The sequence below is a fragment of the Kutzneria kofuensis genome (assembly GCF_014203355.1).
Classification (GTDB): Bacteria; Actinomycetota; Actinomycetes; order Mycobacteriales; family Pseudonocardiaceae; genus Kutzneria; species Kutzneria kofuensis.
In genome coordinates, this window is the sequence record NZ_JACHIR010000001.1 from 8680602 (window position 1) to 8692860 (window position 12259).

Annotated in this window: 4 protein-coding genes and 1 pseudogene; 3 read left to right on the top strand and 2 right to left on the bottom strand. The window is 66.4% G+C overall.

All coding sequences use genetic code 11. The features are described from left to right. Window positions 1-276: 276 nt before the first annotated feature. Together BJ998_RS49385 and BJ998_RS39135 are read right to left on the bottom strand one after the other, a co-directional pair. Window positions 277-3060, bottom strand: a complete 2784-nt coding sequence (locus tag BJ998_RS49385) for a tetratricopeptide repeat protein (RefSeq protein ID WP_184868279.1) — start codon at window positions 3058-3060, stop codon at window positions 277-279. Between the two features lie 952 nt (window positions 3061-4012). Further along, window positions 4013-5123, bottom strand: a pseudogene (locus BJ998_RS39135) (IS3 family transposase). A gap of 1287 nt (window positions 5124-6410) precedes the next feature. Between BJ998_RS39135 and BJ998_RS39140 the strand changes: the two are divergent. The 3 genes from BJ998_RS39140 to BJ998_RS49665 all read left to right on the top strand — a co-directional run bounded on the left by BJ998_RS39140 (window position 6411) and on the right by BJ998_RS49665 (window position 12203). After that, window positions 6411-10460, top strand: a complete 4050-nt coding sequence (locus BJ998_RS39140) for a PDDEXK-like endonuclease domain-containing protein (protein WP_184868280.1) — start codon at window positions 6411-6413, stop codon at window positions 10458-10460. After that, window positions 10460-11323 carry a hypothetical protein gene (locus BJ998_RS39145; protein ID WP_184868281.1) on the top strand — a complete coding sequence of 288 codons (864 nt, stop codon included), beginning with the start codon at window positions 10460-10462 and terminating at the stop codon, window positions 11321-11323. Before BJ998_RS39140 ends, BJ998_RS39145 begins: the two co-directional genes overlap by 1 nt. Before the next feature lie 451 nt (window positions 11324-11774). After that, a complete protein-coding gene (locus BJ998_RS49665; protein ID WP_376776021.1) occupies window positions 11775-12203 on the top strand; it encodes an integrase core domain-containing protein in 429 nt (142 codons plus the stop codon). The last annotated feature ends 56 nt before the right edge of the window (window positions 12204-12259 follow it).

The window sequence follows — 12259 nt, forward strand, 5'->3', positions numbered from 1 at the left end:
CGTTGATCCGGTCCTATCCGGCGTGACTTGTGTCGATCACGGAGAAAGGTGCTCCGAGCTGGAAGGATACGACTCGCTGAGAGGCGTGTCCGAACCAGCGGCAGAAAGCCGGCCGGTCACCGACGCCCGACGCACTCGTGACTTACACACCAATGTCAACGAGCTTCGAACGTCCGCACATGCCGCTGGGCGTGGGCGCAGATGTCCGCTACTGCCGAGAGGCGGACATCATCCGATCGCGTCGCACTGGCCATGTGTGACGACCTCGGCGTTGCGTTACTCTCCGGAATGTTGTCGGAGATAGTTCCGTGCGGCTTGGGTGATCGGGTGGTCCCGTCCCAAGGCTGTTAAGGCGATGATGCCCGTCCGTCTGTAGAGCAGGTGCGCCTCGCGTCGCCGTCCCACGTCGTGGTAAGCGCAGGCGAGGTTGTGGCCGATGGTGAGCGTCTTGGGATCGCTGTTGCCGTGCAGGTTCTCGGACTCGACATAGGCCCGCTCGAGGTACGGGATAGCCACGTCCGCCCGTCCCGCGGCGTAGTAGGCGATGGCAAGGTTGCTGGCGGAGGCGACGGTATCGGGATGGGTGTCGCCCAGCATTCGCCGGGCGGCAGTGAATATCTGCGCGCGGAGCGGGATCTCCTGGTCTGGCCGCCCGTCGGAGTGGTAGGCGCACGCAAGCGCGGCGACCAGTCCACGCGTGACCTCGTGGTCCTCGCCGTGTACCCGCCGGCTCTCGCTCAGGGCGCGCTCGTAGAGCGAAATCGCGTCGTTCAACCGGCCTGCCTCGCTGTACATCAGCGCGAGGCAGCCAGCCGTCTCCACCGTGTCGGGATGGCCATCGCCCAGCACGCGACGCTGGTCAGCGAGGGTCTGCTCCGAGAGGCGGATCGCCTCGTCGAGCCGTCCGGCGTCGCGGCAGGCGTAGGCGAGTATGGCCGCCGAGTAGAGGGTGTCAGGGTGATGGTCGCCCAGCACCAGTCGCCGGTCGGCGAGGGTTTGCTCGGACAGCCGGATCGCCTCGTCCAGACGGCCGGCCACGCGGTAGGTGTGCGCCAGGCTGTTGGCTGTGAACAAGGCGTCGAGATTGTGTTCGCCGTACAGCCGCCGCTGGTCGCCGAGGGTCTGCTCAAAGAGCGGGATCGCCTCGCCCAGCCGCCCGGCCGACTCGTACAGGCCGGCGAGGTTGCTTGCGGCGCGCAGCGTGTAGGGGTGGTCGTCGCCGTGCTGCCGCCGGAGCGCGTCGAGAGCCGGCTCAAGCAGTTGGATCCCCTTATCCGGCTCGTGTGCGACCTGATAGGCGCAGGCAAGGCAGTCTGCAGCGCCGAGTGTGAAGAGTTCGTCGTCGCCGAGACGCCCTCGCGCGGAGATGAGTACCTGCTCGAAGAGTGGGATCGCGTCGGCGAGCCGTCCAGCTTGTTGATAGGCGGCCGCGAGATGACTCGCTGAGTTCCACGTGGTCGCGTGGTCATCACCGAACACGCGCCGCGCCGCGGACAGAGTCCGCTCAAGAAGCGTGATCGCCTCGTCCAACTGGCCCACGTCACGGTAGGCACTGGCGAGGTTGCCGGCCGCGGCCAGGGCGTCGGGATCCTCCTCACCGAGGGTCTGGTGCGCGGCCGTGAGAACCTGCTCGAAAAGCTCGATCGCGTCACCGAGCCGCCCCGTACGGTGGTAGGCGACGGCGAGGTCATGCAGCGCGCCGAGCCGCCCGGGCTCGTCATCGTCGCAGTGGAGGCTGTGATCGGCGTGAACCGCCTCGGCGAGACGCACCGCCCGGTCTGCAGCCGCCCCATGGGTCAGCTGCCGCACGGCCCATCGGCGCAGGGCCAGGACCCGCAGAACCACGGAAGCCGAACTACCGTGGGTTCGGGTGTGTTCCCAGAGCGTCTCGATGTGGCGGACGAGCTCGTCGCCCTGGTCCCGGCGCCGCCACGCTTCCTGCTGCACGAAAGTCGCCTCGTCCAGCAGGCAGGCCGCGCGGTTGATCACCGCGGAGAGGCCATGGTCCACGCGCTCGCGTAGCACACGTTGGGTGACCCGGTGCATCACCACCACCGTGTCGCCGGAGCCGCCGGCGAACTCGATCAGCGACGCGTCGAACAGTGTGTTCAAGAGATCATCGTCGGCGTTGAGCAGGGCGTGGGAGACACCATCCGGCGACAGCACACTGAGCAGATCCAGCACGGCCAGCTCAGCGGTCGTCTCCGCTGCCAGGAAGGGCATGACAGCCAGCAGGATGGCCTCGGCCGCACCGAGCGGGTACGGGTCACCGGAACGAGCCGTCAATGCCTGCTCGAGCGAGATGTTCTCAAGCCAGCGCAGGTACGTGCCGTAGTCACCGGTCCGCGGTGGTCTGGCGAGACGCGCGGCAGCCTGGGCAAGTGCGAGTGGGAGGTACCCCAGCTTGGCAGCAAGTGTCCGCGCGCCCGCTTCGTCCCGAATACCCGTCGAGCTGAACAGGAACCGCGCCGCGGTGTCTGGACTGAACAGGTCCACCGGCACACGTGCGCCAAGTCGTTCAACCGCGCGGATAGCGCTGGTCAGCACGATCTGTGTGCTGCCGGTAGCCGGCAGATACGGCGTCACGTGCTCGGGGTCGGTGACATTGTCAAACACCAGCAAAGCGGGGTCGCGGCGGGTGCTCAGCAGGCTTCGTAGGCGAGCGAGAACAGTGGCGTCGCGGTCGCTCTCCCGGCGGAGGTTGAGCATGTCGGCCAGTTCGACCAGCCCTGTCACGACTGCGTCGGCGGTCTCGCCAGGGATCCAGGCGACCAGCCACCCGTCAAGGATTCGTTGCCGCGCATAGGCTCCGACCAGCTGGGTCTTGCCCGTGCCCCGCTGCCCGGTGACCGCACACACCACGGCCAGCATTCCGCCCCCGGCGAGCCGGGCCAACTCGTCGACTTGCTCCCGAGGCTGAAAGTGCTGCGGTTCGCGCGGCACCGGCCCCACGACGATCTGGCCGGTATCCGCCGGCGCCCCAGGGGCCGCGAGGTACACGTTGTTGATCGACCCGGCCTGAACGACGTTGTGTGCCTGGCCGCAGACCTCGTTGCGCACCGGTACCGGATCTTCGCCGCCTTGCCTGGGTTCAGTCACAGCGCTGCCCTGTCGTAGTCCGGCAGTCGGAGTACGAATGTCGGATCGACGGCTACCGCATGACCGTTACACAGCAGTCCCATCCGCTGGCGCCGCGACGATGACTGGAAGGGTGAACGAGAGACGACGATCAGGTGGCGACACATCATCCTCTCGGGCCGGATCCACTCACGCGCTTGCGCCTTCGAACCCACCTAGCACATCCGCTACTGCCGCAGACCGCGCGTTGGCTCGACCTGCGACACGCGTCTCGGAACGCGTGGCCGACCAGAACGGGCGCGCCGTAGGCAGGCGGCGGCAGCGCTGGGGAGCAACCGTGTGCGCTGAACGGTCCCCACCTGCGCACAAGGGCTCTGAGGGGACCCGCGCTGACCTGCGGAGGGTGTGTTTTCGTAGGTCAGCGCATCGGGTCGTCGATAGTTGGCACGGTAGAGGTCAGGTATGCAGTTCGAGGCGCCGTTTTCGCTGGTCAAGCCCTGGTGGTGCCGACGCGGCAGGCCCTGGCTGGTGGTGCTCATACTTCGCTGTGTTTCGTCGTGCACGAGCTGCTCGGTCGCTGGCGTTGCTGGTGATGGTGTGCCGAGGCAGGGTTCGAGTGTGCGCGTCTTGGACATCGCCGGTGGAGTCGATCGCTTCGGTCGGTGATGGTCAGGTTCTCTGGCTGGCTCGGTGATCTTGCAATAGGTCCGGTTGGTTGTGGACCGGTGGTGACGGGCTGGTGGAGCGTCTATCGGGTACGTAGGGGTGGGAGCTGACGGCAACGGCGGTCAACGGTCACGAATGGTCGTCGGCCGCGTCCGGTGCGTGGTTGTTGTGGCTCGTTGATGTCGGTTGGCGGATCCACCCGGTCGGGTGGTGCGAACCGCGACCCTGGCAGGACCCCGTGAACTGATCCACCGTCTGTGAGAGTCGGTTATCGGTGGATGCAGGCCGCAGCGTAGCTGGCCGGGGTCTGGTAGCCCAGCGCGGAATGCCTGCGATGGTTGTTGTACTCGGTCTTCCAGTCGCTGATCACCACCCGCGCCTGGGGCAGCGACCAGAACACGGTGATGTTCAAGCACTCGTCGCGGAGCCGGCCGTTGAACGACTCGACATAGCCGTTGCGCCATGGCTGACGGGCGGGATGAACGCCAGCCCGACTCGCTCACCGGCCCACTCACGCATCGCCTGGCAGGCCAGCTCGGGGCCGTTGTCACTACGCAGCGCAGCCGGATACCCGCGACCACCAGCGATGCGGTCCAACTCGTCGATGAGATCGTCACTGGTGATCGAGCGTGCGACCAGCCCGCCCAGACACTCGCGGGTGTGTTCATCGACGATGGACACGATCTTGACCGGGCGGCCGTCGGTGGTGGCGTCGAACTGGAAATCCACCGCCCACACACGATTCGGCGCGTCCGCCACCGGCGGCGCCACGGTCGATGTGCCCAGCCGTTTGCGATGCCGTGGTCGCGGCACGCGTAAGCCTTCCTCGCGCCACAGCCGCTGGACCTTCTTGTGGTTGACGATCCAGCCCTCACCGCGGGCGTCGTGGTAGGCCCGCCGGAATCCCCACCGCGGATGCGCCTTGGCGTAGGCCCGCAGCCACGCCCGCAGCGCCGCGTCGGGATCGGCTGGGGTCTGCGCCACCGGTTCGCGGCGCTGGGTCGCACGGTGCTGCCCGGTCACCCGGCAGGCGAACCGCTCACTCACCCCGAACATCCGCATGAGGTGGTGCACGGCCGCCCGGCGGCGTTGCGGGCTCAGAAGTTTCCCTTCGCGATCTCCTTGAGCGCGGCTTTTTCCAGCTCGGCGTCCGCGAGCAGTCGTTTGAGGGTGGCGTTCTCCCGTTCCAGGTCCTTGAGCCGCTTGGCGTCGTCGGCTTTCAGCCCGCCGAACTGGTTACGCCATCGGTAGTAGGTCGGCTCGCTGACCTGCAACTCCCGGCAGACATCGGCGATGTCCTTGCCTTCGCCCAGCAGCCGATCGGCCTGGGCCAGCTTGCGCACGACCTGCTCAGGGGTGTGCCGCTTCCTGCTACTCATCGTCCTCGAGCCTTCCCGCCCACATGGTGGGCCACAAGACTCTCACTCGACCTGGATCAGCCCAGCGGGGTCATGCCAACCCCGTAACGGTGTTACGTAAAAACGTGGGGGCACCCGCTCCTGTTTCGGTCCTATTTTCGGGCTCTAGCAGGGTTTTGGTCCACTGTGGATGATCGACTGAAGATCGTCGGTGGGTATGAGAAAGGCCCGCAGACCTGGGCATCTGCCCCGGCTCGGCGGGCCTTCTTCGACCGTCGGGACGACAGGATTTGAACCTGCGACCCCTTGACCCCCAGTTGAATCCAGGGTCAACGACGTGCTCATGCCCGTTCTCCAAGCTCGCGTCCAAGTCTACTTGCCACAGTAAAGGGGTCCTCGATTTGTTGGGTTGATCATGAGCGGCAACCGGGACTGGGATGGTGGTCTCGGTATGTGGACGCCGAGTCTGCAGAGCTTGCTCTCGTGTCGAGTTGTCGAGGTGGCGTTCTGGTAGCGTTTCCAGGGCTTCTGCTGCGTTGGTTCGGCATCGGCTTCGCGGTGACCGTGCTGGCGGGTTGGGCTTTTGGGCGTGCGGGAAGCGTTGTGACCCTCGCCGGTGCCGGCTCGGACCGTGACCGGTGACACGGCGCCAGTAACCGCCAGGGGCGAGTTTTCGTCTACTTGAGGGTTACCCGGCGCGTCTCAAATTCACTCGGTTGTGTCGCAAGCGGTCTCCGTTGGCTTTCTTGTTGGTAACGAACTGGTCGAGCTTCTAACGCCGCCGAGTCGTATCGCGACTACGGGGTAGCAGTTCGACCCGGACGGTGGTGCTAATGCGTATCGGCAGGGTGTGGGCCGTGAAGCGGAAAATTTCCGAGGGTGCGTCAGGTCGTCATTGCGTCTTCCCTGGCAACTATGGTGACACATGGGCTCCGTCAACTGATGACGAGGACGAGTGCACTCAGGTGCCCACATGTCGGTAACCACCGGGGCTTTCGTGTAACGGCTGTCCCGAACGTGGCTGCCGCACGGTCGACCGTGATGGTGCGTCAAAAATGGACACACCACGGTCGAAAGTGGGCACCGCTGACGAGCTGAATCCCTCATTTGCGGTACTTGCTGGTGGGTGGGCGGGCAAGCTTGCTAGGCGGAAGGTCAGTCTTACCCGAATGGCTGACAGCTATACCCCGAATGGAAGCAGACTGTTCGCCTCGGTTTCGGCGAGACTGTCTGGCTCGCCATCGGACTGGTGGGCGCCGGGCACTGTCCCGGCCAGATGGTGGGACCTTGGAGAAGGGGACATCGGGCGTGACCACGAGCTTTGCCAGTCGCTTGGACGTGGTGCGGGTCAAAGCCGATCAATGGGCCGACGAGTTGATCGACCTCGGGCACCAGAACACACTCTTGCACTATCAGGACACTAAGACGATCACTCTCGATCTGACCTCGGCGTCGGCGGACTCGCTCGGGCAACTGCTCGGCGGCCGCAAGACGAAACTGTCGGCGCTGCTACCGGCGAAGGATGCCCACGCGGCAGCCTGCATCAGGGCACGTAACCTCCGGCGCAAGATGCTCCAGCTGGAAGAGGAACAGGGCGTCGAGGTCGGACGAGTAGCCCGGGGGCTGCTCCGCCTGCCGCCGCCGACCACCAGGGGAACGTCGCCGGTTCCTCCGTTGCGGGCACCGCTGGTGTTGCAGGCGATCGCCATCGACAGCAGGACCGCCGCGGAGAACGATTTCACAATCGACCTGGTCGGCGACGCCGAGGTCAATCCGGTGCTGCTGTACGCGCTGAACCGGCAGTACGGCGTGGACCTCGATCTTGACCGCACGCAGGAGCATCTCAACGGCCTGCTTGACGAGGCCGACGACCCAGCCGAGCAAGTGCGGCGCCTGTTCGGTGCGATCGAGGACCTACTGGGCCAGCAGAGCCTCACCGCCGAGCTCGAGGAGCGGGTGCTGGCAGGCATCTTCAGCTTCGAGAATCTGCCCATGGTCAAGGACCTCAAGGCCGCGACCGACCTGTTGGCCAGCCACGACGTGATCGCTGCGGCTGCCGGATTCGCACCAGCGATCGACGGATTGCAGGCGGTAGCTGCGGCGCACCGTACGGGCTCGCCGGACAGCGTGCAGCCCAAGGACGAGTTCTTGGTCCTGGACGCCGATTCCTCGCAGCAGCAAGCACTGTTCGCCGTCCTGTCCGGTCAGCATGTGGTGATCCAGGGGCCGCCGGGCACGGGCAAGAGCCAGACGATTGCCAACATCATCGCCTCGGCAGTGGCGGCAGGGAAGCGCATCCTGTTCGTCACCGAGAAGCGAGCCGCGATCGAGGCTGTTACCGAGCGCCTGCAGCAGGTCGACTTGCATCACCTGGTGCTGGACCTGCATCAGCAGACGCTCGGCCGGCGCCAGGTGGCCGAGCAGGTCGCCGAGTCCTTGGAACGGGCCAGCAAGGAGTTGCCGCCGCAGGTAAACGGGCTGCACGATCGCCTGGCCGAACGGCGGCGGCAGGTCATTCAGCACGACCACGAGTTGCACAGCCCACGTGCGCCGTGGGGGATCAGCGCGTACCAGGCCTACAGCGCGATGCTCGACCTGCCGGCTGCAAGCCGCATCGGCCACGTGCTGCGCGGTTCTCAACTCAACGCGCTCAGCGGGGACACGCTGAACCGCGTGGAGAACGACCTGGTCAATTTCGTCAGCATGGGCGGCCTCGCGGTCCGGCGCGGCGACTTGCCCTGGTCGCGTTGCGAGATCAGGAACATGCGCGACGTCGAGGAGGTCCACGCGAAGCTCACCGAGCTACACGCGCGGTCGTGGCGCAATGCGCAGTCCGAGCTGCGCGCGCTGGTCGGGCGGGCCGGCCTGCGCAAAGCGTCCGACCTGGCGGGCTGGCAGGACATCTTGGGGCTTCTCGGTGCCGTGGAGAAGACGGTGTCGTACTACGGCGAGGAGATCTTTTCCGCGCCGCTGGAGGATTTCTGCTTCGCCACTGGAGATCGGGCCTGGCGTGCCCGGCATCCGCGCCAACTCGGGTGGTGGGCACGCCGGGGCGTGCGAAAGCAGATCCGCATGATGCGCAAGGTCGGCAAGTGCGACCGTGGCCGGATGCACGAAGAGCTGCTGGCCGCGTCTTGGCAGCTCAACCGCTGGCGGCAGCTCGCGCTGGAAGGCGCCGTGCCGGCGGCCGTCCTCGGGCTGGGTGAAGTCCTCGGGCGGTTCACGGAGGTCCGTGACCAGCTGGCGGCCGTCGCCATGTGCGCTCGCATCGAGGAACCCGAGCAGCTACCGGAGGAGAAGATTTCCTCGACCCTCGACGAGCTGACCGGCGACGTGAACACCCTGTACCGGATGCCCAGGCTTAACACGATCACCGATCAGTTGGAGGCTCTGGGGTTGGGTCAACTGCTGGACGAGCTGGTCGAGCGCGACGCCGACGCCGACGAGGCGCTGCGCATGCTCCGCTCCTGCTGGTACAGCTCGCTGTTGCACGAATTCAAGCTGCGAGTGCCCTACCTCGCCCAGTTCACCGGCACACAGCACGACCGGATCGTCGCGGAGTTTCGGCAGGCCGACACCGATCACTTCCGGTTGAACGCCCAACGAATCCGCCGTGGCGTTGCCGAGCGGCTGGCCGCGGCGCGCGACAGTAATCGGCAGCAGAGCGCGCTGGTTCTCGGTGAGGCCAAGCGTAAACGCGGCCACATGCCCATCCGCAAGCTGGTGGCCAAGGCTCCGGACGTCCTACTGGCGGCGAGGCCGTGTTGGGCAATGTCGCCGATCGTCGTCAGCCGGCTGCTGCCGGCACAGCGGCTGTTCGACCTGGTCGTCTTCGATGAGGCCAGCCAGATCGAGCCGTACGACGCGATGGCCGCCATCATGCGCGGCGAGCAGCTCGTGGTGGCCGGCGACGACAAGCAGCTGCCGCCGACCATGTTCTTCCGGCAGACTCTGCGCGGCGGGGCGGGCGAGGACGACGAGGACGACGAGCAGCAGGCGGTGACGCCGCAGGTGGGCGACTTCGAGTCGATCCTGAAGTGCCTGGCCGCGCTGATCCCACGGACGTACACGCTGAAATGGCACTACCGCAGCGCGGACGAGCGACTGATCGCATTCTCCAACCATGAGATCTACGGCGACCAACTCGTCACCTTCCCTGGCCGCGACGAGAAGAGTCCACTGCGGCACGAAGTGGTGGACGGCATTGCCGCGCCCGGCACTGGCGGCGCGGCTGACGAGGAGATCAGCCGTGTCGTCGACCTGGTGCTCGAGCACGTGCGGCAGCACCCGGAGGACACGCTTGGCGTGATCACGATGAACATTAAGAACGCCGATCGGATCGAGGGCGCGTTGCGGCAGGCGGGCCAGCGCCATCCAGAGCTGGCTGAGTTCACCGCGCGGATGCAGGGACCTGGAAAGCGGTTGTTCGTCAAGAGCCTGGAGCGCGTGCAGGGCGACGAACGGGACGCGATCATCCTCAGCATTGGCTTCTCCAAGGGGGCGGACGGCCGGCTGCCGATGGGTTTCGGTCCGCTCAACCACGACGGCGGCGAGCGGCGGCTGAACGTCGCCGTGACCCGGGCCCGCCATCGGATGTGCGTGGTCAGCGCGTTCACTCACCACGACATGGCTCCCAACTGGCACAAGGAGGGGCCGAGGCTGCTCAGGAAGTTCTTGGAGTTCGCGGCCGGCGGTGGTGGGCCGGCCGACATCGGTCGTGCAGATGCCCAGCCGCTCAATGGGTTCGAGCGCAGCATTCACGAGGCGCTGCTGGCGGCGAACGTCCCGGTCGTGCCGCAGTGGGGGGTGTCCGGCTACCGCATCGACTTCGCGCTGATCCACCCCGAGCGCCCCGGGCTGATGGTGCTGGCCGTCGAGGCGGACGGCGAGCGCTATCACCTGTCGGAGTCCGCGCGCGATCGGGACCGACTGCGGCAGGACCATCTCGAACGGCTCGGCTGGCGGTTCCATCGGGTGTGGGCGAGCGAGTGGTTCAGTGATCCAGAGCAACAGACCGCGCGGATCGTCGAGCGCTGGCGTGAGGCTGTCGCCGACGCTGATCGGCAGCCGGATCCTGTGCCACCGACGGTTGAACGCGTCGAGGTGCCCGTGCCGAAGGTGGAACGCGGGCCTCGGCCGCGGGTGCCGCGCCGGGCAAAGATCGACGAGTACGGGCCGGCCGAGCTCATTGCGATAGCTCGGTGGGTCCTGTCCGACGGTCTGGCTCTCGATCGGGAGACGCGCATCGAGCAGGTCCGGGAGGCGCTCGGGTTTCAGCGACGGGGCAAGCGGATCGTCGAGCGGGTGTCCATCGCGCTCGACGAGGTCGAGAAGTCGGCAGCGGGGGAGGGGAACTGATGTTTCCATTGGATGGCAACACGTTGGAACGGGTCGCCCAGCGCGTCGTCGATATCGGCGGTGCGGGGGAGCGCCGCGGGTTCGAGTTGGAACGGCTGCTGCGCAACGCAGGCTGGAGTGATGTGCCGGAGTACGACGGCTCACCGCGGATTCCGTGGCTGACCGACGCCCTCGCGGACCGGGTCGACAATCGACCAGACATCGAGCGATTCCTTTGCCGCGTCTGCGATCCGCTCGAATACGACGGCGGCATGGCAGTGGCCGACGCGTTCCGGAATGAGCTCAATTCCATCCTCGAGTTCGAGCGGGTGGTGATCACCTATAGCGGCGGGCGGCCCGTGCTCGGCGAGCTCACCGGCGGGTCGGAGCAGCCGGTGTACGGTGCCCCGCCCGACGTTGAGCAGCGGCTTCGCGCCCTGCTGTCCGATCAACAGGTGATCGACCTGTTGATCGACCGGATCGCGCAGTGTCGAGCCGCTCAGGCCGCTGGGGCGTATCTGCTCGCGGTCTTCGGCATCGGCAGTTTCATCGAGGGGCTGCTGTTCTCCGCGCTGAAGGAGCGGTTCCCCGAGCTGGTCACCGCCGGATTCCGCGGCCAGGACGGCCGCAAGGTGCCGGCGAGCCGGGCCGGGCTCGCGCTGCTGATCGACACCGCCCACGAGAAGCGGCTCATTGAGCTGGACGCGCGGAACTTCATCCACCCCGTACGCGACTTCCGCAACTACATCCATCCCCGCCAGCAACTGGAGCACGACTTCACGCCCAATGCCGACACCGTGAACATGTGCTGGGTCCCGGTGAACGCTGTGCTCAACGACTTGGAGGAGAGCATTGCCGGGCAGGGCCAGAGGGCGGCCCTGTAGTCGATTCGGCGGTGCCGGGACTGCCCTGCACCGCCGAGACATGTCCTACCGCGCGCCTACTGACTGGAAGGCGTTGAATGGGTCTTTGTGTGTTGCCCTGACGCGGCGCTGGACATCGGCCTCCGGACCCCGCCGGGATCTGCTCCGTGTTTCCGAAGGGCGTGTCGGCGATGGCCAGAGCCACGAAGGCTGGCTCAGAACGTACAGGATCGCGTCGGCGACGGCCGGGCGAGTTCGCCGAGAGCTCGGCTGGGAGGGCGTTGCGGACGGCACGCTGGACCACGGCGTGCACGCGGACCGCAACCGCAACCTCGCCAGGGACCTGGGCGGCCGCGTCGAGTCCCTGCGCTTCCTCCTCCGCGACCGAGACAGCAAGTACACCGCATCTTTCGACGGTGTCTTCGCAGCCGAGGAGATGAAGGTGCTGCTCAGCGCGCCGCAAGCGCCGCGCATGAATGGCCACTGCGAGCGGGTGATCGGCACCCTCCGCCTGGAGGTCCTCGACCACGTTTTGACCATGAACGAGGCACACACCGGACGGGTTCTCGCCGCATACCGAGATCACTACAACAGGCATCGGCCGCACCGATCTCGATACCAACAACCACCCGACGCACAGGAGCAGACCCCTGCCGTACCCGGTTCGAAGGCCTCAAGACTCCTGCGAACCGGGTCCTTGGGGAGTCATCAACGAGTACCGTTACGCGTGCTGAGCTGCAGCGGAGAGTTTTCGAGCCCCACAGGTGGTCGCGACGGTCGACGCGGGTGGAGAGGCTGCTTGGAGGACTGCCTCCGGTCAACTCCGGTTACGGTCTCGGTGATCCGGACCGAGCCTCTCCTCGGGTGTGACTGGACAAAGTCGCTTGGGCTGGCTTGGTGAGAGTCGGCCAACGCGTTGGTAGACCTGATTTCCTGGGATGCCCTCGTGTAGGCGGT

What these genes read in the sequence shown, in the direction of transcription:
- BJ998_RS39145 (WP_184868281.1), top strand. Translation starts at nt 10,460, where the DNA reads ATGTTTCCATTGGATGGCAACACGTTGGAACGGGTCGCCCAGCGCGTC.
- BJ998_RS49665 (WP_376776021.1), top strand. Translation starts at nt 11,775, where the DNA reads ATGAATGGCCACTGCGAGCGGGTGATCGGCACCCTCCGCCTGGAGGTC.